Origin of the sequence: Agrobacterium albertimagni AOL15 (genome assembly GCF_000300855.1) — a bacterium.
Classification (GTDB): Bacteria; Pseudomonadota; Alphaproteobacteria; order Rhizobiales; family Rhizobiaceae; genus Allorhizobium; species Allorhizobium albertimagni.
In genome coordinates, this window is the sequence record NZ_ALJF01000002.1 from 281313 (window position 1) to 304183 (window position 22871).

Annotated in this window: 25 protein-coding genes and 1 pseudogene; 15 read left to right on the plus strand and 11 right to left on the minus strand. The window is 60.2% G+C overall.

Features of this window, described 5'->3' with window-relative positions:
* Positions 1–160: 160 nt before the first annotated feature.
* Together fdxA and QWE_RS02110 are read left to right on the plus strand one after the other, a co-directional pair.
* Positions 161–499 carry a ferredoxin FdxA gene (fdxA, locus tag QWE_RS02105; RefSeq protein WP_006724415.1) on the plus strand — a complete coding sequence of 113 codons (339 nt, stop codon included), beginning with the start codon at positions 161–163 and terminating at the stop codon, positions 497–499.
* Positions 500–881: 382 nt separating this feature from the next.
* On the plus strand, positions 882–1454 hold the full coding sequence (locus QWE_RS02110; RefSeq protein ID WP_006724416.1) for a CarD family transcriptional regulator: 573 nt from the start codon (positions 882–884) through the stop codon (positions 1452–1454).
* 137 nt (positions 1455–1591) lie between these two features.
* On the opposite strand, the gene QWE_RS02115 is transcribed toward QWE_RS02110, so the two are convergent.
* From QWE_RS02115 to QWE_RS02125, 3 genes are all read right to left on the minus strand, one after another.
* Complete coding sequence (locus QWE_RS02115) at positions 1592–2320, minus strand: Bax inhibitor-1/YccA family protein (RefSeq protein WP_006724417.1); 729 nt, start codon at positions 2318–2320, stop codon at positions 1592–1594.
* Between the two features lie 177 nt (positions 2321–2497).
* Positions 2498–5044: an ABC transporter permease gene (locus tag QWE_RS02120; protein ID WP_006724418.1), complete on the minus strand. Its 2547-nt coding sequence runs from the start codon at positions 5042–5044 to the stop codon at positions 2498–2500.
* Positions 5041–5754: an ABC transporter ATP-binding protein gene (locus tag QWE_RS02125; RefSeq protein WP_006724419.1), complete on the minus strand. Its 714-nt coding sequence runs from the start codon at positions 5752–5754 to the stop codon at positions 5041–5043. The genes QWE_RS02120 and QWE_RS02125 overlap by 4 nt, the downstream gene beginning before the upstream one ends.
* Positions 5755–5827: 73 nt before the next feature.
* On the opposite strand from QWE_RS02125, the gene QWE_RS02130 reads away from it, so the two are divergent.
* Positions 5828–6475: an arylesterase gene (locus QWE_RS02130; protein WP_006724420.1), complete on the plus strand. Its 648-nt coding sequence runs from the start codon at positions 5828–5830 to the stop codon at positions 6473–6475.
* Positions 6476–6541: 66 nt separating this feature from the next.
* Positions 6542–7135: an RNA 2',3'-cyclic phosphodiesterase gene (gene thpR / locus QWE_RS02135; RefSeq protein ID WP_006724421.1), complete on the plus strand. Its 594-nt coding sequence runs from the start codon at positions 6542–6544 to the stop codon at positions 7133–7135.
* Here thpR and QWE_RS02140 read toward each other — a convergent pair.
* Positions 7084–7542 carry a low molecular weight protein-tyrosine-phosphatase gene (locus tag QWE_RS02140; RefSeq protein ID WP_040299302.1) on the minus strand — a complete coding sequence of 153 codons (459 nt, stop codon included), beginning with the start codon at positions 7540–7542 and terminating at the stop codon, positions 7084–7086. The genes thpR and QWE_RS02140 overlap by 52 nt on opposite strands.
* Positions 7543–7569: 27 nt before the next feature.
* Between QWE_RS02140 and QWE_RS02145 the strand changes: the two genes are divergently transcribed.
* The 4 genes from QWE_RS02145 (at position 7570) to rlmN (ending at position 10564) form a co-directional block, all read left to right on the plus strand.
* The gene (locus QWE_RS02145; protein WP_006724423.1) at positions 7570–7872 is read left to right on the plus strand and encodes a 4a-hydroxytetrahydrobiopterin dehydratase; all 303 of its coding nucleotides are present in this window, start codon (positions 7570–7572) and stop codon (positions 7870–7872) included.
* A gap of 69 nt (positions 7873–7941) precedes the next feature.
* Entirely contained in the window at positions 7942–8322 is a 381-nt protein-coding gene (locus tag QWE_RS02150; protein ID WP_006724424.1) for a YkvA family protein, read from the plus strand.
* Between the two features lie 263 nt (positions 8323–8585).
* Entirely contained in the window at positions 8586–9089 is a 504-nt protein-coding gene (locus QWE_RS02155; RefSeq protein ID WP_006724425.1) for an invasion associated locus B family protein, read from the plus strand.
* 236 nt (positions 9090–9325) lie between these two features.
* Positions 9326–10564, plus strand: coding sequence for a dual-specificity RNA methyltransferase RlmN (gene rlmN, locus QWE_RS02160; protein WP_006724426.1), 1239 nt, complete (start codon positions 9326–9328; stop codon positions 10562–10564).
* Positions 10565–10597: 33 nt separating this feature from the next.
* On the opposite strand, the gene QWE_RS02165 is transcribed toward rlmN, so the two are convergent.
* Positions 10598–11239: a LysE family translocator gene (locus tag QWE_RS02165; RefSeq protein WP_006724427.1), complete on the minus strand. Its 642-nt coding sequence runs from the start codon at positions 11237–11239 to the stop codon at positions 10598–10600.
* 74 nt (positions 11240–11313) lie between these two features.
* A pseudogene (locus tag QWE_RS02170) lies at positions 11314–12177 on the minus strand (SDR family NAD(P)-dependent oxidoreductase).
* A gap of 102 nt (positions 12178–12279) precedes the next feature.
* On the opposite strand from QWE_RS02170, the gene QWE_RS02175 reads away from it, so the two are divergent.
* From QWE_RS02175 to QWE_RS02185, 3 genes are all read left to right on the plus strand, one after another.
* Positions 12280–12525, plus strand: coding sequence for a type II toxin-antitoxin system ParD family antitoxin (locus QWE_RS02175; RefSeq protein WP_006724430.1), 246 nt, complete (start codon positions 12280–12282; stop codon positions 12523–12525).
* A 1-nt stretch (position 12526) separates the two neighbouring features.
* A complete protein-coding gene (locus QWE_RS02180; RefSeq protein ID WP_040299303.1) occupies positions 12527–12817 on the plus strand; it encodes a type II toxin-antitoxin system RelE/ParE family toxin in 291 nt (96 codons plus the stop codon).
* A gap of 105 nt (positions 12818–12922) precedes the next feature.
* The gene (locus tag QWE_RS02185; RefSeq protein WP_006724432.1) at positions 12923–14146 is read left to right on the plus strand and encodes an argininosuccinate synthase; all 1224 of its coding nucleotides are present in this window, start codon (positions 12923–12925) and stop codon (positions 14144–14146) included.
* 53 nt (positions 14147–14199) lie between these two features.
* Here QWE_RS02185 and QWE_RS02190 read toward each other — a convergent pair whose 3' ends face one another.
* Together QWE_RS02190 and QWE_RS02195 are read right to left on the minus strand one after the other, a co-directional pair.
* Positions 14200–15390 carry a multidrug effflux MFS transporter gene (locus tag QWE_RS02190; RefSeq protein WP_006724433.1) on the minus strand — a complete coding sequence of 397 codons (1191 nt, stop codon included), beginning with the start codon at positions 15388–15390 and terminating at the stop codon, positions 14200–14202.
* A 108-nt stretch (positions 15391–15498) separates the two neighbouring features.
* Positions 15499–15927, minus strand: coding sequence for a hypothetical protein (locus QWE_RS02195; RefSeq protein WP_006724434.1), 429 nt, complete (start codon positions 15925–15927; stop codon positions 15499–15501).
* 197 nt (positions 15928–16124) lie between these two features.
* Between QWE_RS02195 and QWE_RS02200 the strand changes: the two genes are divergently transcribed.
* The 3 genes from QWE_RS02200 (at position 16125) to QWE_RS02210 (ending at position 20858) form a co-directional block, all read left to right on the plus strand.
* Positions 16125–18188: a M3 family metallopeptidase gene (locus tag QWE_RS02200; protein WP_006724435.1), complete on the plus strand. Its 2064-nt coding sequence runs from the start codon at positions 16125–16127 to the stop codon at positions 18186–18188.
* A gap of 157 nt (positions 18189–18345) precedes the next feature.
* A complete protein-coding gene (typA, locus tag QWE_RS02205) occupies positions 18346–20166 on the plus strand; it encodes a translational GTPase TypA (RefSeq protein WP_006724436.1) in 1821 nt (606 codons plus the stop codon).
* Between the two features lie 185 nt (positions 20167–20351).
* Complete coding sequence (locus QWE_RS02210; protein WP_006724437.1) at positions 20352–20858, plus strand: GNAT family N-acetyltransferase; 507 nt, start codon at positions 20352–20354, stop codon at positions 20856–20858.
* Positions 20859–20873: 15 nt separating this feature from the next.
* On the opposite strand, the gene QWE_RS02215 is transcribed toward QWE_RS02210, so the two are convergent.
* On the minus strand, positions 20874–21506 hold the full coding sequence (locus tag QWE_RS02215) for a hypothetical protein (protein WP_006724438.1): 633 nt from the start codon (positions 21504–21506) through the stop codon (positions 20874–20876).
* Positions 21507–21632: 126 nt separating this feature from the next.
* Between QWE_RS02215 and ppa the strand changes: the two genes are divergently transcribed.
* Entirely contained in the window at positions 21633–22169 is a 537-nt protein-coding gene (gene ppa, locus QWE_RS02220; protein ID WP_006724439.1) for an inorganic diphosphatase, read from the plus strand.
* A gap of 4 nt (positions 22170–22173) precedes the next feature.
* On the opposite strand, the gene QWE_RS02225 is transcribed toward ppa, so the two are convergent.
* Both QWE_RS02225 and QWE_RS02230 read right to left on the minus strand, forming a co-directional pair.
* Positions 22174–22488 carry a DUF167 domain-containing protein gene (locus QWE_RS02225; protein WP_006724440.1) on the minus strand — a complete coding sequence of 105 codons (315 nt, stop codon included), beginning with the start codon at positions 22486–22488 and terminating at the stop codon, positions 22174–22176.
* The gene (locus QWE_RS02230; RefSeq protein ID WP_006724441.1) at positions 22485–22775 is read right to left on the minus strand and encodes a YggT family protein; all 291 of its coding nucleotides are present in this window, start codon (positions 22773–22775) and stop codon (positions 22485–22487) included. Before QWE_RS02230 ends, QWE_RS02225 begins: the two co-directional genes overlap by 4 nt.
* Positions 22776–22871: the final 96 nt, after the last annotated feature.

Genomic DNA, 22871 nt, shown 5'->3' on the forward strand with positions numbered 1-22871 from the left:
GTTTATCCTTGCCTTGGCAGGGATTCCGCATTAGCTCACTTGCCGTCCGACAGAAATTTCCGGTAGGGCGCGGGCCGTTCCAAAAAGGGTCGCATTCCCTGAGGAACCACCCACGTTCGTCTTTCTCCTGCCGTTCGAGAACGCCATCCTGGAGTGCCGCATGACCTATATCGTCACCGATAACTGCATTCGCTGCAAATACACCGATTGTGTCGAGGTCTGCCCTGTCGACTGCTTCTATGAAGGCGAAAACTTCCTCGTCATCCACCCGGACGAATGCATCGATTGCGGCGTATGCGAGCCCGAATGTCCTGCCGAGGCGATCAAGCCCGATACGGAGCCGGGGCTGGACAAGTGGCTGAAGATCAATGCGGAATACGCCAAGATCTGGCCGAACATCACGGTCAAGAAGGATCCGATGCCGGAAGCCAAGGAAATGGACGGCGTTGATGGCAAGTTCGAGCAGTTCTTCTCCGAGAAGCCGGGCTCCGGCGACTGAGACCTTTCGGCCCGTGGGGTGAGATGGAATCCTGCCCAAAATTCCATCACTTGGCGTCAGATTCGCCGTCGCGTGCGCCATGATTGTGGCGCACTGCACTAAAATATTGATTTCCTCGTCTTTTTGTGATAGCTTCCTGAAACTGTTCCACTTTGCGGCATAGCTATGCCCTGAACCATCACGAAAGCAAATTCACCACCGCGCGATATACGTGACATCGGCGACACTTTTGTGTCGTGTCTCAGTCGCGACGAGGGTGACGTTTGATTGTGTCGCGGACTGGATCAGGACGACAAGTTTCGCAACCTCGTCGTCTCATCCGGGCCTGACCGACCCGGCGCCGGCATCACGCCGGGAGCAAAACAGGGAGTATTTGAATAGAATGACGACCCAGCAGAAGAAGAGTTCCTCGGCACGCCATGGCTTCAAGACCGGCGAGTCGATCGTATACCCTGCCCATGGCGTGGGTACCATCACCACCATCGAAGAGCAAGAAGTCGCCGGCATGAAGCTTGAGCTTTTTGTCATCGATTTCGAAAAGGACAAGATGCGTCTGAAGGTTCCGGTTGCCAAGGCCGTGAGCATCGGGATGCGCAAGCTGTCCGAGACGGATTTTGTCGATCGCGCGCTGAAGGTCGTTCAAGGCAAGGCTCGCGTGAAGCGTACCATGTGGTCGCGTCGCGCTCAGGAATATGATGCCAAGATCAATTCCGGTGACCTGATCTCCATCGCTGAAGTCGTTCGCGACCTCTACCGCGCCGAGAACCAGCCGGAGCAGTCCTACTCCGAGCGTCAGCTCTATGAAGCTGCTCTTGATCGCATGGCACGCGAAATCGCTGCCGTGAACAAGATGTCCGAGACAGAGGCCGTCCGCCTTGTCGAGGTCAACCTTGCCAAGGGTCCCAAGCGCGGCAAGACGATCGAAGAAGACGATACCCAGGAAGAAGCGGCGTAAACCGTTTCCAACATGTGGTCATAAAAAACCTCCGGCGAAATTCGGAGGTTTTTTTGTGCTTGCCGTCGGCCAAAGCCGATTGCCAGGCAAAGAAAAACCCCGCCGAAGCGGGGTTTTCCAGAGACTGCCTTTACCTGTCAGTTCCGGTTTCCAAGGAAACGCAGAAGGAACAGGAAGAGGTTGATGAAGTCGAGGTAGAGACGCAGGGCGCCCATGATGGCGTTGCGGCCAGCCATCTCGCTCGAATTGCTCTCGTGGTAGGACTCCTTGATCGACTGCGTGTCGTAGGCGGTGAGACCGGCAAAGATCAGCACACCGATCACCGAGATCGCGAAGTCGAGGGCCGAGGAGGCCATGAACAGGTTGACCAGCGAGGCGATGATCAGGCCGAAGAGACCCATCATCAGGAACGAGCCCATCGCCGACAGGTCACGCTTGGTGGTGTAGCCGTAAAGCGACAGGGCGCCGAAGGAGGCGGCGGTGACGAAGAAGGTCTGGACGATGCTTGCGCCCGTGTAGATCAGGAAGATCGACGAAAGCGACAGGCCCATCATCGCGGCATAGACCCAGAAGGTCGTCTGTGCGGCTGCAACGCTCATCTTGTGGATCCTGAAGCTCAGGAAGAAGACCATGGCGACCGGTGCCAGGATGACCACCCAGCGGAGCGGCGAGCCATAGATGGCCTGGGCGAAGGCTGGGCTAGATACTGCCAACTGGAAGGTAGCGAAGGCTGCGATACCGGTGATGGCGAGGCCTAGTGCCATCAGGTTGTAGACCTTCAGCATATAGGCGCGCAGACCTTCGTCGATCATCGTGGCCGACTGGGTCTGGCCCGGACGGCTCTGATAGTTGCGAAGTTCGGACATGTTTTCCTCTCTCAAAGCTTCGAAAATGGACAGCGGAGCCCGGATTGGCTCCCGCGCCGCTGCGAAGCCCAGCATGCGTGCTTTCAATATGAGAGGTTCCCTTGTCTACGACAAGGGCCACAATCTTAAATCGCCGTAATACTGCGGGCGGCGGGGCGATGCCCGCCGCTTTTGGCCTCAAAGCTCGCGAAGAACAGGAGCGGCCTTCTGCCCGAGGATGCGCCAGGTTCCGGCCAGCCCGATGCCGATCGTGACCACCAGCGCTATGACAAGGGTCATCGCGGCCACGTCAGGCAGGAAATTAGACGGCAGCTTCATGATCTGGCTGAGCACGAACCACGCGATGCCGCCACCGGCGATGAGCGCGAAGATCGCGGTGGCTGCGCCGAGCAGCATGTACTCATAGGTGAAGGCCCGGATCAGCATGGCGCGGGTCGCCCCCAGCGTCTTCAGGATCACGGCGTCATGGGTGCGTGCCCGGTTGCCGGCTGCGAGTGCGCCTGAGAGAACCAGCACCGATGCAATCAACGCGATGGCGGCGGCGGCACGGATCGCCGTTGCCAGCTGTCCGACGAGGCGATCGACGACATCCAGCGCATCCTTCACCCTAACGGTCGTGATGGTCGGGAACCGCTGGGTGACCGATCGCAGGATCGAGGCTTCCTCGGCGGCGGTCGCATCCTGGTCGATCAGCGTCGCCAGCCAGGCATGCGGAGCGCCGGCAAAGGTATTCGGCGAGAACACCATGACGAAGTTCATCGACAGGCTTTCCCATTCGACGGTGCGGAAATTGGCGATCTTCGCTGTGATGTTGCGCCCGAGGACATTGATGGTGATCGTGTCACCGATTTTCAGGCCGAGTTCGCGGCCTTCCTGCTCGGCGAATGAGACGAGAGGCTCGCCTTCATATCCGTCGGCCCACCACTCGCCTTCGGTCACGGTGCTGTTTTCCGGCACGTTTCGCGCATAGGTCAGACCGCGATCACCGCGCAGGACCCAGCGCCCTTCCGGCGGCACTTCGACCTTGGCGACATCGGTGCCGTTCAGTTCGACGATGCGGCCGCGCAGCATCGGCACCTCGATCAGCTTGCCTTCCGGCGCCATTCCTTCAACGAGATTGCGGAAGCCGTCGATCTCGCCGCTCTGGATGTCGACAAAGAAGAAGTTCGGTGCCCGTTCCGGCAGATTGCCCGTCAGTTCGCGCCGCAGATTGCCATCGATCAGCGCGAGCGCCACGAGCAGGCTAAGGCCAAGGCCGAGCGAAAGCGTGACTGCAGGGGTCAGGGCACCGGGACGGTGGATATTGCCGACCGCAAGCCTGAGCGCCGCCGAATTGATGCGCGGGCTGCGTTTCGCAAGCCAGGCGATGCCCATGGCAACCACACGGAGCAGCACGAATCCAGCCGCCATGGCGGCCAGGAAGATCGTCGCGATCCGCTGTTGCTCCGAGGTGAAGATGGCAAGGGCCGCCAGTGCGCCGAGCGCCAGGGCCATCGCGAGAAGGTATGGCCAGGAGGGAAGGCCTGACGCCTCAAAGCCCTGCTCGCGGAAGAGGGCTGTCGCCGGCACCTTGCGGGCATGGCCCAGCGGCAGGATGGCAAAGGCAAAGGTGACGAGCATGCCGAAGAGGGCCGCGAGCAGAAGGGCGCGCGGATAAAGCGTTGCTTCGGCGGAGATCGGCAGGATGCCGGAGAGATAGTTCGCAACGATCGGCGGTGCGATTGCGCCCAGCACGAGGCCGGCGAGAATGCCAACGGACGCCACCAGGGTGATCTGGATCAGATAGACCATGACAACGACCGAGGCGGGTGCGCCGACGCATTTCAACGTGGCGATCACGGTTCGCTTGGAATCGAGGAAGGCGCGAACGGCATTGGCAACACCGACACCGCCGACCACGAGCGCGGTCAGGCCGACCAGGGTCAAAAATTGCGAAAAGCGCTCGACGTTCTCCGTCAAGGCAGGAGCTGCCCGATCACTGCTGCGGATCGACCAGCCAGCCGTCGGGTATTCGGCTTGAGCGCGGTCACGAATGGCTTGCGCCGTCGGTGCGGGGTCAGCGTAGCGGATCTTGTAGGCGTGTTCGACAAGGCTGCCGGTCGCCACGAGCCCGCTGGCGAAGAGGCCTTCGCGGCTTGTCAGAAAGCGCGGCGCAAAGCCGAAGCCATCGGAGATGGCATCAGGCTCGGTCACGATCGTGCCATTGATCCTGAACCGGGTATTGCCGACAAGAAGGTCATCGCCAACCTTGATGTTCATCCGTTCAAGCAGGAGAGGGGCGACGACCGCGCCATAGGCACCCTCATTGGCGGCGAGCAGTTCGGACAGCGGCTGGTCCGGTTCGGCCACCAGCCTTCCGTAGAGAGGATAGGCTTCGTCCACCGCCTTGATTTCGACGAGCGACTGATCCGATCCGTCCGGGACACGGGCCATAGAGCGCAGGTTGGTGGTGACGGAGACCGTGCCGAAGCCTTCGAGGAAGGCCAGTTCGTCCGATGTCGCTTCGCGATTGTCGAGTTCGAAGCGAACGTCACCAGCCAGAAGCGTCCGTCCCTCCGAGGAAATCGCATTGGTGATCGCCGTCGAAACGGAGTTCACCGCTGCGATCGCACCGGTTCCAAGCGCAATACAGGCGAGGAAAATGTAGAAGCCGCTCAGGCCGCCACGCAATTCGCGAAGCGCGATGCGGAAGGCGATGGACAGACGGGTGCCGAAGGACGTCATGCGGACACCGAAGCGAGACGGGTCTGCTCGGTTCGGCTGTCGCCGGCGATACGGCCGGATGCCACCTTGATCTGCCGGGTGCAGCGGGCGGCAAGCGACGGATCGTGGGTGACGAGGATCAGTGTCATGCCGCGTTCCTGCTGCTTGGAAAACAGAAGGTCAGCGATCTGCCGGCCGGTCTCCGTGTCGAGATTTCCAGTCGGCTCATCGGCGATCAGAACTGCCGGCGAGGGAGCCAATGCACGTGCGATTGCTACGCGCTGCTGTTCGCCACCGGAGAGCTGGCCCGGATAGTGGCTGAGACGCTCGCCGAGGCCGACGGATTCGAGCTCCTTGCGTGCGATGTCGAAGGCGCCCTTTACATTCGCGAGTTCCAGGGGGACTGCGACGTTTTCGAGAGCCGTCATATTTGCGATCAGATGGAAGGACTGGAAGACGATGCCGATGTTCTTGCCACGGAAATCGGCGAGCCGATCCTCGCTCAGCGTGTGAAGCGGCGTGTTGCGAACATGGATCTCTCCGCTGTCTAGGCGTTCCAGTCCGGCCAGCACCATCAAAAGCGTCGACTTGCCGGAGCCTGACGGCCCGACGATACCCACGGCTTCGCTCTCCGCGATCGAAAGGTCGATGCTCTTCAAAACGTGAACGGAGGCTGCGGCGTTGCCAAGGGTGAGATCGGCGCTTTTCAGTTCAATGATGCTGTTTCTCACACTCGACCATCCTATATCTGCAAGACGAAGCTTCGCCGCAGTGCGGCATTCCCAGCAATCTAGGAAAGGCCCCATGACTTTTAAAGCTCAGTTCCTTCATTTCGCCGTGATCCTGCTGGCGGTCATTGCCGGTCCGCGGATTGCTGCGGCCGAGCCTTTGCAGCTTGTCGGCCTCGGTGACAGCCTGATGGCCGGATATCAGCTGCCGCAGGAAGATGCGCTGCCGGCCCAGCTTCAGCGTCAGCTGGTAGCCAAGGGGCACGACGTTGTCATTACCAATGCAGGCGTATCCGGCGATACCACCTCAGGCGGCCTGTCACGTGTCGACTGGTCTGTGCCCGAGGGAACCGATGGCGTCATTCTCGAGCTCGGAGCCAATGATGCCTTGCGGGGGATCCCGCCTGATCAGACCGAGAAGAACCTTGAGCAGATCATTACCCGGCTCAAGGAGCGGAACATTCCGATCCTGCTCGTGGGAATGCTGGCGCCGCCGAATATGGGTGATGACTACGGCAAGAGATTCAATGCGATCTATCCACGCCTCGCCGAAAAACATGCTCTGCCGCTCTACCCTTTCGTGCTCGACGGCGTGATCACCGAACGCAGCCTCCTGCTCGACGATGGAATGCATCCCAATACCGAGGGGTTGAAGCTCATGGCCGAGCGCATGCTGCCCCTCGCTGAATCTTGGGTGGCCGGCATCAAGGGGCAGACGAACTAATCGCTTGCGCTTGATGTCATTGCATGATTCGCTGTGAGCACCTGCAAAAGATTCGGGGAGCGCTCCATGCCGAGATTGTTCACTGCCCTCGAAATTCCCCGCAGCGCCGCAATGAGCCTCTCATTGCTGCGCGGTGGTCTCCCCGGGGCTCGCTGGATCGATGTGGAGAATTACCACATCACGCTGCGCTTTATCGGTGATGTGGATGGCCGGACGGCGGACGAAGTCGTCGACAGGCTCGATCGGATCGAGCGCCCCGAGTTTTCCCTAAGTTTGAACGGTATCGGTTCCTTCGGTTCGAAGAAGCCGCATTCGATCTGGGCGGGTGTTTCTCCGGCGCCGGAGCTCTTCGCGCTGCAAGGCGAGATCGAGCGGATCTGCCAGCGTATCGGCTTGCCGCCGGACCCGCGAAAGTTCACCCCGCACGTGACGCTTGCCCGATTGAAGGCCTCGCGCCTCGATGACGTCGTGCACTACCTGAGCGGTCGCGGCAACTTCCACACCATGCCATTCGGGGTTGGGCGCTTCGTGCTCCTGTCGTCGCGTGAATCGGTCGGTGGCGGTCCCTATCTCACCGAGGAGGTCTTCCCGCTTTACGAGACGGGTGGTTACTCGAATTTCGAGACGACTGCGCTGCAGCCCGAAAAGAGCATGCTGTAGACCCTCTCGAAATCCTTGGTTTCACCGTAATAGGGGTCGGGCACATCGTCTTGTGTCCCGAATGCGAGCTCGGCGAAGAGGTGCAGGCCAGCTGTCGCGTGTTGCGGTCGAAGCGCCTGCAGCCTGGCCAGATTGCTTCTGTCCATGGCGACCACCAGATCGAACCTTTCGAAGTCCTGCGGCTCAACCTGACGGGCACGCTGCCTGGAGATATCGATCCCATTTGCCGCCGCGACCTTGATCGACCGCCGATCCGGCGGATTGCCGACATGCCAGTTGCCAATTCCGGCCGAAGCGATCACGGGCTTTTCGCTAGTCCCTGCAGTGAGGTGGCGGTAAATTCCTTCCGCCAGGGGTGACCGGCAGATGTTGCCCAGGCAGACGAAGAGAATGGATGGTGCCGGCATCGGTTGATCAGAAGGAGGGGTTCCAGGATGAAATACGAAAAACTGGATGAGGCGTCCATTGCGGCACGTTTGGGAGAGGTGCACGGCTGGACGCTGGGGCGTGATGGCGCCGCTATCGAAAAACACTTCGTCTTTCGCGATTTCCGCCAGGCCTTCGGCTTCATGACGGAATGTGCGCTGGCAGCGGAGAAGCTCGATCATCACCCGGAGTGGTTCAATGTCTATAAAAAGGTCGATGTGACCCTCACCACTCATTCTGCCGGCGGTGTGACGGAACTCGATTTCAAGCTCGCCGTTCTCATGGATCTGGCGGCTTCCCGGACCGGGTGACGGTGATTGAAATTCCAGGCTGCCATTCACATATGATTTATCGGGTCCGAACGAAAGGATCGATGGGCTATGGATGACGTGAAGATCGGTGAGATCCTGCTTCCCGGCGATGAGAAGACGCAGGAGAAACAGGAGGCGAAGGTTCGTAGCCGTTTCTGGCCGACCTTCAAAAAGGCTGCCCGGCAGATACCGTTTTCGCGGGATCTTGTGGCCGCTTATTATTGCGCGACGGATCGCGAAACGCCCTTTCGTGTCCGGGGAATCCTGCTGGCTGCACTCGGATACTTTGTCCTGCCAATCGATATGATCCCTGACATGCTTGTCGTTGTCGGCTTCACGGATGACATCGCTGTGCTGACAACGGCAATCGCCCTGATCAACAGGCACATCAAGGACCGGCACTATGATGCTGCCGATGCGGCCCTCGCTGACCATGAGTTGCCCGCCTAGACGATTTTGTGGCTGCTCTGGTCTCCGGACAGCCCAACTCTTGCCTTTTTCTTTCCTTCTACATCGTCGGCAGGACCGAGGTCCCAAAACCGTTTTATGCCGGATTTCGGGGCGCCAGACGGAACGCCGACACCGAATGTGACAACAAGGCGTGCGTCGTTCATCGTTTGGTAAGGTAAATTAAGTCAAACTGAACACAGGTTTTGACGATGAGCGCCCGGTCGCATGGCCGGGTGATGGATGGAAACAACCGGCAGGAAGACATGTTCGTAAGAAGTAGCGTAACCGCACTGGCAATCCTCCTGGCGAGCAGCGGGCTCGCCAACGCGCAATCGCCCACGCGAATCGAGCAGTTCAGGGCCTGGGGTGCCTACTCCTACAAGTCGAATGGCGGCACCGTGTGCTACGTGCTCTCCGTTCCGACTGCAAAGGAGCCGGCGAGTGTCAATCATGGCGACATCTTCTTTGTCGTCTCGCAGCGCCCGGGTCAGAACATCTCGTATGAGCCGCAGGCCATGATGGGGTACCCGATGAAGGGCGACTCCAAGGTCAATGTGACGATCGACAACAAGAACTTCGTGCTGTTCGTCAAGGACAGCTCGGCATGGGTCGAAAACGCCGCCGAAGAACCGGCCCTCGTTGCCGCCATGAGGGGTGGTTCCACAATGACCGTCAAGGCGACTTCGGCTCGTGGCACGGCCACAAGCTACACCTACTCGCTTTCGGGTATCTCGGCCGCACTGCAGAAGATTCAGAACTGCAACTGAGTCTGCATTGCCTGTTTGGTTTGGGGAGGCCGGCGCAACATCGCCGGCCTCCTTCATTTATGCATGACCGCCCTTCATGGGGTCGGGGTGACGGAAGACAAAAAAGCTGCTATTGGCCGCTGCAAATGAAAGCGATCGGTCCTTTGCCCTGTTCGCAAGATCCATGAATCCATATCTGCCAGGCGGTAGGCGCTCCATCCGAGCGTTCTTCTCCCTATGGTCCAGAGGTCCAGACGATGACTGTCACCGTGACGCTTCCAGAGCGTAGCCAGACTGCGGCCCCGGTTCGCCCGGCCGCTTCCCTCGAGAAGCCGAGCCTGATCGGCCTTGATCGTGAAGCCTTGGGCGTTGCTCTACGGGAAAAGGGTGTGCCCGAGAAGCAGATCAAGATGCGCGTGGCGCAGATCTGGAACTGGCTCTACGTCCGCGGCATCTCCGACTTCGATCATATGGCGAATGTCTCCAAGGACATGCGTGAAATGCTGAAGACGCATTTCACCATCGCGCGCCCGGAGATCGTCGAAGAGCAGGTCTCCAACGACGGTACCCGCAAGTGGTTGCTGCGCTTTCCTCCGCGCGGCGCCGGTCGTCCGGTCGAAGTCGAAAGCGTTTATATCCCGGAAGAAGGTCGCGGCACGCTGTGCATCTCGAGCCAGGTCGGCTGCACGCTCACCTGTTCCTTCTGTCACACCGGCACCCAGAAGCTGGTGCGCAACCTGACCGCCGAAGAAATTCTCGCGCAGTTGCTCCTGGCGCGCGATCGCCTGGGTGATTTCCCGGACCGGGAAATTCCCGTCGGCACCATGATGCCGTCGAGTGATCGCAAGATCACCAATGTCGTCATGATGGGTATGGGCGAGCCGCTCTACAATTTCGAAGAAGTGAAGAAGGCGCTGCTGATCGCGACTGATGGCGACGGGCTGTCGCTGTCAAAGCGTCGCGTCACGCTGTCGACTTCGGGCGTTGTGCCGGAGATCTACCGGACCGGCGAAGAGATCGGCGTCATGCTGGCGATCTCGCTGCATGCCGTACGCGATGAACTCCGCGATATGCTGGTGCCGATCAACAAGAAGTATCCGCTGAAGGAGCTGGTTGAGGCCTGCCGGAACTATCCAGGCCTGTCGAACGCCCGTCGCATCACCTTCGAATATGTGATGCTGAAGGACGTCAACGACAGCCTCGACGACGCCAAGGGCCTAATCCAGCTGTTGAAGGGCGTGCCGGCCAAGATCAACCTGATCCCGTTCAATCCGTGGCCGGGCACGAACTACCAGTGTTCCGACTGGGCGCAGATCGAGAAATTCGCCGACTTCATCAATCAGGCCGGCTATGCCTCGCCGATCCGCACGCCGCGCGGCCGCGATATTCTCGCCGCCTGCGGTCAGCTTAAGTCGGAATCCGAGCGCATGCGCAAGACCGAGCGTCTGGCGTTTGAAGCGATGATGATCGCCAACCACGGCGAAGACGACGATTGAGGGTTGGGCGGGGTCGCTGTCCCGCCCTCGACCTTACTTGGCCTGCGTCATGAAGATCTTCACCGCGAAGATCGAGAAGACGCCGGCAAAGGTGTAATCGATGCCGCGCAGAACCTTGCGGTTCGCCTGCAGCCAGCTCGACATGAAATCCGCACCATAGACGATGCCGACGCCGATCGGCAGTGACAGAATGATCGACCACAGTCCCAGAAAGATCAGCTTGCCCGTCACATGAGGGTCGGTCGCGGTGACGAATTGCGGCAGGAAGGTCATGAAGAAGATGATGACCTTGGGGTTCAAGAGATTGACCCAGAGCCCGTTCAGGAAGGCGCCCTTCTTCGAGACAACCGCATCACCATCCGCCTTGATGACAAAGTTCGAGCCGTGCCTGACGGCCTGAAGCGCCAGCCAGAGCAGATAGGCCGCGCCCCCGGTCTTCAGAAGCATGAAGGCCGTCGGCGACGCGACGATAAGCGCCGAAATGCCGAAGGCGACCAGCAGAGTGTGGATCGAGATCCCGAAACTGGTGCCGGCCAGCGTCATCAGGCCGATCACGCGACCATCACGCAGCGATCGACTGATCCAGAGGGTCATATCGGGACCAGGCGTAATGGCGAGCAGCAGGAGCGCCAGGCTGAAGGCGAGAAAGACGGGAAGGCTCGGGATAAAATCCATTGGGGTCACCGCATGACAAGGCGCCCGCGACCTGCGGGCGCTTCATCCTTAGCGGCGATCAGCGATCTTGCCAATCAGCCCTTGGGAACAGACAGGTAGGTCTTGAAGGCGTCGGCATATTCGGGATGCCAGCGCGACAGCGGCGGGCGGTTTTCGATGATGTCGCCGGCAGCCCAGGCGATACGCTTCTCGTCGAGCGCACGGGTCACTTCATTGTCGGGGCAGAGGATGTAGAAATCGCCACGTGCCAGGCTCTCCAGCAGGAAGTCGACGGTTTCCTCCGGTGTCCACGCGCCGGCCGGCTTCTCGGTTCGACCGTTTGCCGTCAGACCCGTGAAGACGAAACCGGGGATCAGAAGGTGAGCCGTGACATTACAGTCCGGCATGTTGCGCAACTCGTGCTGAAGCGCTTCGGTGAAGGCCTTCACGCCCGCCTTGGAGACATTGTAGGCGGGGTCGCCCGGCGGCGTCGTGATACCCTACTTCGAGCCAGTGTTGATGATGAGAGCCGCATCCTTGTGGGCGACCATGCCCGGACCAAAGGTGCGGGTGCCGTTGACCACGCCCATCAGGTTGACGCCGAGCACGTTTTCCCAGTTGGCCTGAGGCCCGAACAGCGCGCTGCCCGGTTGGATGCCGGCATTGTTCATCAACACATGCACACGCCCGAAGCGCTGGATGACGGCGCGTTCCAAGGCTTCAAGTTCGTCCAGCTTCGAGACATCTGTGCCTATCGCGACGACATCGGCCTCGCCCCCCGATGCAAGTGCTGTCACTTCAACGGCCGCGCTCGCCAGCCGATCTCCCTCGAGATCGACGAGAACGACGCACAGACCCATTTGCGCGAAGGCTTTCGCGGCGGCAAGGCCGATGCCCGAAGCAGCACCGGTGATGACGGCGACATGGCCTTTGACGAGTGCGGGATGCTGGGGCGTCATGGGCGAACTCCTTCAGAACCTGTAGTGTTGTGGCTGGTCGCGATATGGTATCCTCCCGGGACATCGTCAACGTGACAGCGCTCGATGGAGGCAAGGCTGCCCATGAACAAGGTTACGACCGTCACGGTCTCCGGGGAACTGGCGGAGTTCATCGAAGCCAAGATTTCTGCCGGAGAGTATGCCTCGGAAGCCGAGGTCATCGAGGCCGCGCTCGCCCTGTTGCGCGATGAGGTCGATGGTCTTGCCGCGATCCAGGCTGCCATCGAGGAGGGCGAGGCCTCTGGTGAGCCGCAGCCGTTTGACCCAAGGCGGTTTCTCGACGAAATGCACAGCAAATACGGAGCCTGATATGGCTGCCTACAGGCTTTCACCGCAAGCGCGGAGGGATCTTGAAGGCATATGGCGATATTCTTGGGAGCGTTGGTCTAAAGACCAGGCCGACCGCTATTACATGGCGATCATCGAGGCGTTCGAAGATCTTGAGGCCGGACGAAAGGCTGGCAGACCCTTGGCTATCGCCAAGCGCGGCTATCTCAGTCTCGCCTGCGGATCCCACTTTATCATCTACGCGCAGCGAAAGCAGACTGTTGAAATTATCCGCATCCTCCACCAGCGCATGAATATCGGTCGCCATCTCTGACCCAGTTGCCTCCCGCCCTTGCACGCCAGCGGAATCTCGCTAAAAGTGCCGCATTCTTGATCCAGGCGGGGTTTGAGCCTCGCTCCTTCCAGACGGAACATCGACATGGCACTCCCCAAAGACGTGAAGAAAGTCGTCCTCGCCTATTCCGGCGGTCTCGACACCTCGATCATCCTGAAATGGCTGCAGACCGAACTCGGTGCTGAAGTCGTCACCTTCACTGCAGACCTCGGTCAAGGTGAAGAGCTTGAACCGGCCCGCAAGAAGGCCGAGATGCTCGGCATCAAGGAGATCTTCATCGAGGACGTGCGCGAGGAATTCGTCCGCGACTTCGTCTTCCCGATGTTCCGCGCCAATGCGGTCTATGAAGGTGTCTACCTGCTCGGCACCTCGATTGCCCGTCCGCTCATTTCCAAGCACCTGATCGATATCGCCAAGAAGACGGGTGCCGACGCGATCGCGCACGGTGCGACCGGCAAGGGCAATGACCAGGTACGCTTCGAACTCTCGGCCTATGCGCTGAACCCCGACATCAAGATCATCGCGCCCTGGCGCGACTGGGCCTTCAAGAGCCGCACGGACCTCCTGAATTTCGCCGAACAGCACCAGATCCCGGTTGCCAAGGACAAGAAGGGCGAGGCGCCGTTCTCCGTCGACGCCAACCTCTTGCACTCCTCGTCCGAGGGCAAGGTTCTCGAGGATCCCTCGGTCGAAGCACCTGAATACGTGCATATGCGCACGATTTCGCCGGAAGCCGCCCCGGACAAGGCGACCGTGATCAAGGTCGGCTTCGAAAAGGGTGATGCCGTCTCGATCAACGGCGTCCGCATGAGCCCGGCAACGCTCTTGGCCGAACTCAACACCTATGGCCGCGACAACGGCATCGGTCGCCTCGACCTCGTGGAAAACCGCTTCGTCGGCATGAAGTCGCGCGGCGTCTACGAGACCCCCGGCGGCACGATCCTGCTTTCCGCCCATCGCGCGATCGAGTCGATCACCCTCGACCGTGGTGCTGCCCACCTCAAGGATGAGATCATGCCGCGCTACGCCGAGCTGATCTACTACGGCTTCTGGTTCTCGCCGGAGCGCGAGATGCTGCAGGCGCTGATCGACAAGAGCCAGGAGCATGTTGAAGGCGAAGTGACGCTGAAGCTCTACAAGGGCAATGTCATGGTCATCGGCCGTGAATCGGCGAAGTCGCTTTATTCCGACCAGCTCGTCACCTTCGAAGACGACCAGGGCGCCTATGACCAGAAGGATGCAGCCGGTTTCATCAAGCTGAACGCGCTGCGTCTGCGCACGCTCGCCAAGCGCAATCTCGGCAAGTAAGCCAGTTCCGGCATTTCGGATAGCCCGTCTCCTCTCTGGGGAGGCGGGCTTTTTCATGCCTGGCGTTCGAGGTGGCGGAGCCAGAAGAAACCGGCGACAGCGCTCAGCTCCATGAAGGGGATGATGATGCCGAAGGCGGTCAAGGGATCGCCGATCGAGGCGGCGGCAACCCCGCCCGCAAAGCCCGCGCTCATCTGCAGAAAGCCCGTCAGGGCAGACGCCGACCCCGCGATGTGCGGGAAGGGAGCCATGCTCATCGTCACGACATGAGGGCTCAGGAAAGCGAGACCGAAGGTGCAGATGGCCACCGGCGCCATGACGGAAAGGAAGAAGGGCGGCACGAATGCGACCGAGAGCGCCATGATGACAGCGCCGCTGCCGCAGAGGGCTATGCCTATCCGCGACGCCGTCAGCCCTGAGATCCTGCGGGAAACGAGCTTCAGGGTGAGTGATCCCGTGAGGTATGCGCCTGATTGCATCAGCATGCCCAGGCCAAATGCGGTCGGGGTCAGGCCGACTTCGTTGATCAGGACGAAGGGCAACATGGTCGACTGCGCATAGAGCGCGCCGATGGTGCCACTCAGGACGAGGGATGCTGCGAGGAAGCGCGCATTGGCGGCGACCTCCAGATAGTTGCGCAGCAACTGGGCGGGGCGAAGGCGAGCCAGATCGGGAACGATCGTTTCCTTCAGCAGCAGCACCGTGAAGCCCACGGCCATGGCGCCGAAGCCCACCATCAGCAGGAAAACCGCATTCCAGCCGAAGGCCGCCAACGTCAATCCGCCGAGGGTTGGTCCCATGGCCGGGCCGACCGCGAGGAAGATGCCGATGGTATTGAGGATCCGGGAGGCATCCGCGCCGGTGTAGAGGTCTCGAACGATCGCGCGCCCGACGACAACGCCCACAGATGCGCCGATGCCTTGCACAAGGCGGGCGGCGAGGATGAACTCCACGCTGGGGGCCAGCGTCGCCAGCAGTGAGCCGGCGAGATAGATTGCAAGAAAGATCAAGGTCGCCTTCTTGCGTCCGAGGGCATCGGCGAGGGGGCCTGCGACCAGCTGCGCAAGGGCGAAGCCAGCGAAGAACATCGAGAGGCTGAGTTTGATTGCCGCATCGGTCGTGCCGAAAGCGCGCACCAGCTCCGGCATCGCCGGCGTATAGATTGCCATGGAGATGGGGCCGAGCGTGGTCAGGAACGCACCGAGAAAGGTGGTGCGACGCTCGCTCATGCGCAGTGGGGTCATCACAAATCGTCCGGCATCAAGAAGAAAGGCGCCACTGCGGCGCCTCCTGCTGATGACTTAGTGCGAATGTGGTCCGGGATCGAGTGCCAATTCTCGCTTCCTGCGCGATCAGGTCGATTTCGAAAAGAAATCGAGAACCTTCGCATAGGAGCCCGCCATGTCCATGTCGCCGATCATCTCGGCAAGCGACTGCTGCGTGCGATAGTATTCCGCGTAGTCGAATTGGGAATCGTCGGTCAGCGTCGACAGATCCATCATGTTGCCGTTGCGATCAACGATCTGCAAAGGCAGCTCCGTCGAGAGTTCGCGATAGGTGTCGGCATCGATCTCTTGTCGTTGAAAGCTCTCCGAAGCAATCTCGCGCAAGCGACGCGGTGTCATGCTGGCGAAGACCGACAGCGCCTCTTCGAAAACCTCGGCTTCTCTGGAGTTCGCTACCTTCGAGGAAAGCTCAGGCAGGCGGACATCCGATTGCGGGCTGCTTTCTTTGACGCGAAGGGAGGAAGCGCCTACCGGTTGGATCGAGAAGATTTCCATGGCCGTGACCGTCCTTTCATAGGATGTATCGATCTATGTTCTTATTCGAAACTACGTCAATTAGCGGCTGAACCCTTGGTGGAAAAATCTCGCCTTGTTCACCGATTTTTGCGTGCTCACCCATGTGTTGCCGGGATAACATGGTGGAAAATCATTGCTTCGCCCGTTTGCGGTGCGATGCCTCAGGAGGTTTTCACATGGTTCAGTCGTCTGTTTTCAATCCCGCCGTCACCGATTGGCAGGGGCCGTTTGGCCTGCCGCAATTCGAGAAGGTCGGCGACGACGACTATGCACCGGCTTTTGAAGCGGCGCTGAAGGAGCATGACGCAGAAATCGATGCGATCGCGGACAACCCCGAACCGGCGACTTTCGCAAACACGATTGTTGCGCTGGAGATCGCAGGTGACGCGCTTTCTCGCGTGTCGGCCCTGTTCTGGAATCGGGCCGGTGCCCATACCAATCCCGGGATTCAGGCTCTGGAGCGCGAGATCGCGCCGAAGATGTCTCGCCACTATTCCAAGATTGGCATGAACGCGGCGCTGTTCCGCCGTATCGACGACCTCTGGACGCGCCGGGCGGATCTTGGGCTTTCGGTTGAACAGACGCGCGTTCTGGAGCGCCACTGGAAGGGTTTCGTGAAAGCGGGTGCCAAGCTGCCGAAGGCCGAACAAGAACGGCTGGCGGCGATCAATGAACGGCTGGCGAGCCTCGGTGCCAGCTTCGGCCAGAATGTCCTCGGCGACGAATCGTCGTGGACCCTGCCGCTTGTCGGGGAAGAGGATCTCGCCGGTATTCCCGCCTTCCTGCGCGATGCCATGGCGTCTGCCGCTGCCGCCCATGGCGGCGGACACGCCCACGTGGTGACGCTGTCGCGATCGATCATCGAGCCCTTCCTGACGTTCTCCGAGCGCCGCGACTTGCGCGAGATCGCCTTCAAGGCCTGGACCTCGCGCGGCATCAAGGGCGGCGCAACCGACAACCGGGAGATCGTCAAGGAAACTCTGGCCCTCAGGGCGGAGAAGGCGGCTCTGCTCGGCTACAAGGACTATGCATCCTACAAGCTCGACAACACGATGGCGAAGACACCGGAAGCGGTGAACGGTCTCCTGATGCAGGTCTGGGAAAAGGCGGTCTCTCAAGCGCGCGCCGAAGAGGCCGAGCTTGCCGCCTTGATTGCCGACGAGGGAAAGAACCACGAGGTAGCGCCGTGGGACTGGCGCCACTATGCCGAAAAGCTCCGGGCCCAGAAGTTCAATTTTTCCGAAACCGAGCTGAAGCCCTATCTGCAGCTCGAAAAGATCATCGAGGCCTGCTTCGACGTCGCCGGCCGGCTCTTTGGTATCCGCGCCGTGCCGCTCACCAATGTGGTTGGCTATCATCCTGACGTGCGCGTCTTCGAGATCCGCGACCGGAATGATAAGCTGGTGGCGCTTTTCCTCGGTGACTATTTCGCCCGCTCATCGAAGCGCTCCGGCGCCTGGATGAGCAGCTTCCAGGCGCAGCACCGGCTGCCGCTGAAGAACGGCCGCGTGGGTGAGCTGCCGATCATCTACAATGTCTGCAACTTCGCCAAGCCCGAGGCCGGCAAGCCGGCGCTTCTCTCGCTCGACGATGCCCGCACACTTTTCCACGAGTTCGGCCACGCCGCGCATGGCATGCTGTCGGATGTCACCTATCCTTCTGTCTCCGGCACGGGCGTATCGCGCGACTTCGTCGAGCTGCCCTCGCAGCTCTATGAACACTGGCTTACGGTGCCGGAGATCCTGAAGACTTATGCGGTCCACTACCAGACCGGCGAGCCGATGCCGCAGGCCCTGCTCGACAAGGTGCTGGCGGCCCGCACCTTCAATGCCGGCTTCACCACGGTGGAGTTCACCTCGTCGGCGCTGGTCGACATGGCCTTCCACACAGGCGGGGCGGTCGAAGATCCGATTGCAGTCCAAACCGAGGTGCTCGAGAAGATCGGCATGCCCGCTTCGATCGTCATGCGCCACGCCACACCGCATTTCCAGCACGTGTTTGCCGGAGATGGCTATTCTGCCGGCTACTATTCCTACATGTGGTCGGAGGTCCTCGACGCCGATGCCTTCTCTGCCTTCGAGGAGACCGGCAATCCCTTCGATCCGGAGATGGCATCTAAGCTCAAGACCCACATTTACGCCTCGGGTGGATCGGTCGATCCGGAGGATGCATACAAGGCATTCCGCGGCAAACTGCCAAGCCCGGAGGCGATGCTGAAGAAGAAAGGGCTTGCCGCTTAAGGCCTGCAATGCACCCGAAATTTGCCGCCGGCGGTAACCATCGCCGGCGCATCGGGCGTTTCCCCCTTTCGCAAATGCAAAAAACAAGGTATGAGCGCGCCAAAGTAAATCGGCGCCACTCTCCCGTATTGCGCCCCAGCTATCAGAGATCACAAACATGAAAATGCGCAACATCGCGATTATCGCGCACGTCGACCATGGAAAAACGACCCTTGTGGACGAGCTTCTGAAGCAGTCGGGGTCTTTCCGTGAGAACCAGCGCACCGCCGAGCGCATGATGGACTCGAACGACCTCGAAAAGGAACGTGGCATCACGATCCTGGCCAAGGCGACCTCCATCGAGTGGAAGGGTCACCGCATCAACATCGTCGACACGCCCGGCCACGCCGACTTCGGCGGCGAAGTCGAGCGTATCCTCTCGATGGTGGACGGCGCGATCGTTCTGGTCGACTCTTCGGAAGGCCCGATGCCGCAGACGAAGTTCGTCGTCGGCAAGGCGCTGAAGGTCGGCCTTCGCCCGATCGTCGCGATCAACAAGATCGACCGTCCGGACGGTCGCCACGAAGAAGTCATCAACGAAGTCTTCGACCTCTTCGCCAATCTCGACGCGACCGACGATCAGCTCGACTTCCCGATCCTTTACGGTTCTGGCCGCGACGGCTGGATGAACGTCAATCCTGAAGGTCCGAAGGATGCAGGTCTTGCGCCGCTTCTCGACCTCGTGCTGGAACATGTTCCGGAGCCGAAGGTCGAAGAAGGCCCGTTCCGCATGATCGGTACGCTTCTCGAAGCCAACCCCTTCCTCGGCCGTATCATCACCGGTCGTATCGCTTCTGGCTCGATCAAGCCGAACCAGGCGGTCAAGGTTCTCTCCCAGGACGGCAAGACGGTCGAAACCGGCCGTATCTCGAAGATTCTCGCGTTCCGCGGCATCGAGCGTCAGCCGATCGAAGAAGCGCATGCTGGTGACATCGTCGCCATCGCCGGCCTCTCCAAGGGCACCGTTGCCGACACCTTCTGCGATCCTTCGGTCACCGAAGCCATGACCGCTCAGCCGATCGACCCGCCGACGGTTACCATGTCCTTCCTCGTCAACGACAGCCCGCTCGCCGGCACCGAAGGTGACAAGGTCACCTCGCGCGTTATCCGCGATCGCCTGTTCAAGGAAGCGGAAGGCAATGTCGCGCTGAAGATCGAAGAATCCGACGGCAAGGATTCGTTCTTCGTGTCCGGTCGTGGCGAATTGCAACTCGCCGTTCTGATCGAAACCATGCGCCGTGAAGGCTTCGAGCTTGCCGTGTCGCGTCCGCGCGTCGTCATGCACAAGGACGAGAACGGCCAGACCATGGAGCCGATCGAAGAAGTCGTGATCGACGTCGACGAAGAGCATTCCGGCGTCGTCGTTCAGAAGATGTCCGAGCGCAAGGCCGAAATGGTCGAGCTGCGTCCGTCGGGCGGCAGCCGCGTTCGTCTGCGCTTCTACGCACCGACCCGTGGCCTGATCGGCTATCAGTCGGAACTGCTGACCGATACGCGCGGCACGGCGATCATGAACCGCCTGTTCCACGATTATCAGCCTTACAAGGGTGCGATCACCGGTCGCGTCAACGGCGTTCTCCTGTCCAACCAGTCGGGTGAAGCTGTTGCCTATGCCATGTTCAACCTGGAAGACCGCGGCCCGATGATCATCGAGCCGGGCGAAAAGGTTTATGCCGGCATGATCATCGGCATCCACACGCGTGACAACGACCTCGAAGTCAACGTTCTCAAGGGCAAGCAGCTGACCAACATCCGTTCGGCCGGTAAGGACGAAGCCGTCAAGCTGACGCCGCCGATCCGCATGACGCTCGACCGCGCGCTGTCCTGGATCCAGGACGACGAACTGATGGAAGTCACGCCGAAGTCGATCCGCCTGCGCAAAATGTTCCTCGACGCGAACGACCGCAAGCGCATGGAAAAGTCCAAGGCTGCCATCTGAGACACAAGTCTCTGAAAATATGTCTCGTTTTGAAACCCCGGTCCAAAATGCCGGGGTTTTGTTTGTGCATCCTCCGCCTTCTGCCTTGCGGGTAATCTTAAAAAAGCGTTAAATTTTCTCGTTGGGCCGATGCAGGTCCAGGCCCCGCGCCTGATGAGTTGGGCGCGCCAGAGTGGGTTTACGTTATGAAGACGTTGTCGATCGACATGCGCTTGGCAGGTCCCGGTGATGCCGCCGCGATCGCGGATGCCCATCGCAATGCCTGGATGCACGCCTATTCCGGTATCATTCCCTATCGTGCGCTGACCCGGATGATCGAGCGCCGCGGCGAAAGCTGGTGGCGCAAGGCAACGCGTGGTCCGGCCACTATCCTCGTTGCCGAAGTGGCCGGTCAAGTCGCCGGTTACGCCTCGCTCGGCTATAACAGGGCACGCGCCCTGCCGCACGAGGGCGAGATCTATGAATTGTATCTCCGGCCCGAATATCAGGGTATCGGCCTCGGTTATCAGCTGTTTCACGAGGCGCGGCGGATTCTGAAGTCGCTGGGGTGCAACGGCATGGTCGTCTGGTGCCTTGAAGACAGCGAGATCGCCGCCAATTTCTTCCGGACGAACGGCGGTACGGATGCGGTCGAGGGGATGGAAGACTTCGACGACGTCCACCTGAAGAAACTCGGCTTCATCTGGAACTGAGACTGCGCTGCGCGTCTATTCCACGACATAACCCTCGGGCCAGCTGAACGTCCGCTCGCTGACAAGGTCGCCGCGCTTGCCGATCCATTGCGGCTCGTTCATGCCGCAGGCGAAATCGGCAGCCTCGGTGTCTGCCGCCTGCCTCGCCAGTTCGTTGGCCTTGGGGTTGGCCTTGGCATCCACCATGGCGACGAAGCAGGAGCCGCCGTCCCCTTGCGTCGCAACTTTGGACACAACGAGGATCTCGCCACGGCCTTGCCTGGTCGAGCTGCCGTCCGGGCCGGGATTGTCGATGAACCAGCGCAGGATCGCGGCAAATGGCCGGCCACCGTCATCGACACGCCATTCGATCCTGGTGTTGACGTGGTTGAAAGCGGCGAAGCTCTCGAAGCCCCCGTCGATCAGCTCGCGGTCGACCTGACCGAAGATCACGCTCTGGCGGATGTCACCTTCCTTGAAATAGACGGGATAATCTTCGTAGCCCTCGCATTTCAAGGAAACCCCCATCACGTCCTCGGCAAGTGTTTCGCAGGCGTCGAGGTCGAGATCGGTGTATCCGCTCTCCTGAGCCAGTGCGGGTCCGGAGATGAGTGCTACAGACGCCAGCCAGCGCAATCCTGCGAGCAGATTTTTCGTTCCCCTGATCATGCCGCTAATCCCCCTTCGTCGCTGGCCCTGTGCCGCGCCGCCTCTGTCCGCCGAAAGCCGTGTTGCATTGCGCCATAATTCGCATTAGGTAGCGCAGGAATTCAACACTCTACGGGGTCCAATAATATGCGTATTGATGCAATTGCCATCGGCAAGAACCCGCCGGAAGACATCAACGTCATCGTCGAAGTTCCTGTCGGCGGCCAGCCGATCAAGTATGAGATGGACAAGGACGCCGGCACGCTGGTCGTCGACCGCTTCCTCTACACCCCGATGACCTATCCGGGCAATTACGGCTTCGTGCCGCATACGCTTTGCAAGGACGGCGACCCGCTCGACGTTCTGATCTGCAACACGCGCCCGCTCGTTCCCGGCTGCGTCATCAATGTCCGCCCGATTGGCGTCATGATGATGGAAGACGATGGCGGCATGGACGAGAAGATTCTCGCCGTTCCGGTGCCGAAGCTGACGCGTCGCTACGACAAGATCACTAACTACACGGATCTGCCGGAAATCACGCTGAAGCAGATCCAGCACTTCTTCGAGCACTACAAGGATCTGGAGCCCGGCAAGTGGGTGAAGATCGGCGACTGGATGGATGTTGACGCTGCCAAGCAGATCATTCTGGAGTCGATCCAGCGCGCCAAGGACGAAGCCAAGTAAGTTCTCAGGTCGGCGCGAGAGCGTCCAACCGCGATTTCAAATCCTCCGGATCGCCCTCGATCCGGAGGATTTTTTGTCTGGCGGTATCGCCTGACGCCACCGATATCGAGGACTTCGGGACCTTCAGGGCTTTCGAAAGCAGGGCGATCAGGGCCTTGTTGGCCTTGCCCTTTTCCGGCACGGCGGTCACGCGTGCCTTCAGATGCGCCAGCCCGTCGGCGGAAACCTCTACCCCGTCAAACGCATCGCGCCCGCCGTTCGGTGTCAACCGGACGGCGAGCAGTATGTGATCATGCGCAAGACGGCAGGGGCTGGTCACGCCACCAGCGGATAGACGCTGTTCCAGAGGAACGAACGCAGGAAGAAGATGATCAGCAGGACAATGATCGGAGAGATGTCGATGCCGCCGAGATCCGGCATGAAGCGGCGGATGGGGCGCAGAACCGGCTCGGTCACATTGTAGAGAAACTGTCCAAGTGCCGCGACGAAGCGGTTGCTGGAATTGATCACGTTGAAAGCGTAGAGCCAGGAGAAGATTGCACTCCCGATCAGAATCCAGGTGAAGATGCTCAAGGCAAGGTCAATCGTCTGAAACAGGGCGTACATTCAGGTCTCCATTTCTCGGTTGACAGAGATGTAGACATTGGCGACTTAACGGACAAGTGGATGGGGCCCACGCAATCCGAATCATGTTTAACGGCG

Bases quoted from the DNA above. Each gene is read 5' to 3' on its own strand.
- QWE_RS02195 (WP_006724434.1), bottom strand. From the start codon at position 15,927: ATGGAAATCTTCTCGATCCAACCGGTAGGCGCTTCCTCCCTTCGCGTC.
- ppa (WP_006724439.1), top strand. From the start codon at position 21,633: ATGCGTATTGATGCAATTGCCATCGGCAAGAACCCGCCGGAAGACATC.
- QWE_RS02145 (WP_006724423.1), top strand. From the start codon at position 7,570: ATGAAATACGAAAAACTGGATGAGGCGTCCATTGCGGCACGTTTGGGA.
- QWE_RS02165 (WP_006724427.1), bottom strand. From the start codon at position 11,239: ATGGATTTTATCCCGAGCCTTCCCGTCTTTCTCGCCTTCAGCCTGGCG.
- QWE_RS02155 (WP_006724425.1), top strand. From the start codon at position 8,586: ATGTTCGTAAGAAGTAGCGTAACCGCACTGGCAATCCTCCTGGCGAGC.
- QWE_RS02185 (WP_006724432.1), top strand. From the start codon at position 12,923: ATGGCACTCCCCAAAGACGTGAAGAAAGTCGTCCTCGCCTATTCCGGC.
- QWE_RS02210 (WP_006724437.1), top strand. From the start codon at position 20,352: ATGAAGACGTTGTCGATCGACATGCGCTTGGCAGGTCCCGGTGATGCC.
- QWE_RS02175 (WP_006724430.1), top strand. From the start codon at position 12,280: ATGAACAAGGTTACGACCGTCACGGTCTCCGGGGAACTGGCGGAGTTC.
- QWE_RS02215 (WP_006724438.1), bottom strand. From the start codon at position 21,506: ATGATCAGGGGAACGAAAAATCTGCTCGCAGGATTGCGCTGGCTGGCG.
- QWE_RS02130 (WP_006724420.1), top strand. From the start codon at position 5,828: ATGACTTTTAAAGCTCAGTTCCTTCATTTCGCCGTGATCCTGCTGGCG.
- thpR (WP_006724421.1), top strand. From the start codon at position 6,542: ATGCCGAGATTGTTCACTGCCCTCGAAATTCCCCGCAGCGCCGCAATG.
- QWE_RS02180 (WP_040299303.1), top strand. From the start codon at position 12,527: ATGGCTGCCTACAGGCTTTCACCGCAAGCGCGGAGGGATCTTGAAGGC.
- QWE_RS02115 (WP_006724417.1), bottom strand. From the start codon at position 2,320: ATGTCCGAACTTCGCAACTATCAGAGCCGTCCGGGCCAGACCCAGTCG.
- fdxA (WP_006724415.1), top strand. From the start codon at position 161: ATGACCTATATCGTCACCGATAACTGCATTCGCTGCAAATACACCGAT.
- QWE_RS02230 (WP_006724441.1), bottom strand. From the start codon at position 22,775: ATGTACGCCCTGTTTCAGACGATTGACCTTGCCTTGAGCATCTTCACC.
- QWE_RS02140 (WP_040299302.1), bottom strand. From the start codon at position 7,542: ATGCCGGCACCATCCATTCTCTTCGTCTGCCTGGGCAACATCTGCCGG.
- QWE_RS02190 (WP_006724433.1), bottom strand. From the start codon at position 15,390: ATGACCCCACTGCGCATGAGCGAGCGTCGCACCACCTTTCTCGGTGCG.
- QWE_RS02120 (WP_006724418.1), bottom strand. From the start codon at position 5,044: ATGACGTCCTTCGGCACCCGTCTGTCCATCGCCTTCCGCATCGCGCTT.
- QWE_RS02200 (WP_006724435.1), top strand. From the start codon at position 16,125: ATGGTTCAGTCGTCTGTTTTCAATCCCGCCGTCACCGATTGGCAGGGG.
- QWE_RS02150 (WP_006724424.1), top strand. From the start codon at position 7,942: ATGGATGACGTGAAGATCGGTGAGATCCTGCTTCCCGGCGATGAGAAG.
- QWE_RS02110 (WP_006724416.1), top strand. From the start codon at position 882: ATGACGACCCAGCAGAAGAAGAGTTCCTCGGCACGCCATGGCTTCAAG.
- rlmN (WP_006724426.1), top strand. From the start codon at position 9,326: ATGACTGTCACCGTGACGCTTCCAGAGCGTAGCCAGACTGCGGCCCCG.
- typA (WP_006724436.1), top strand. From the start codon at position 18,346: ATGAAAATGCGCAACATCGCGATTATCGCGCACGTCGACCATGGAAAA.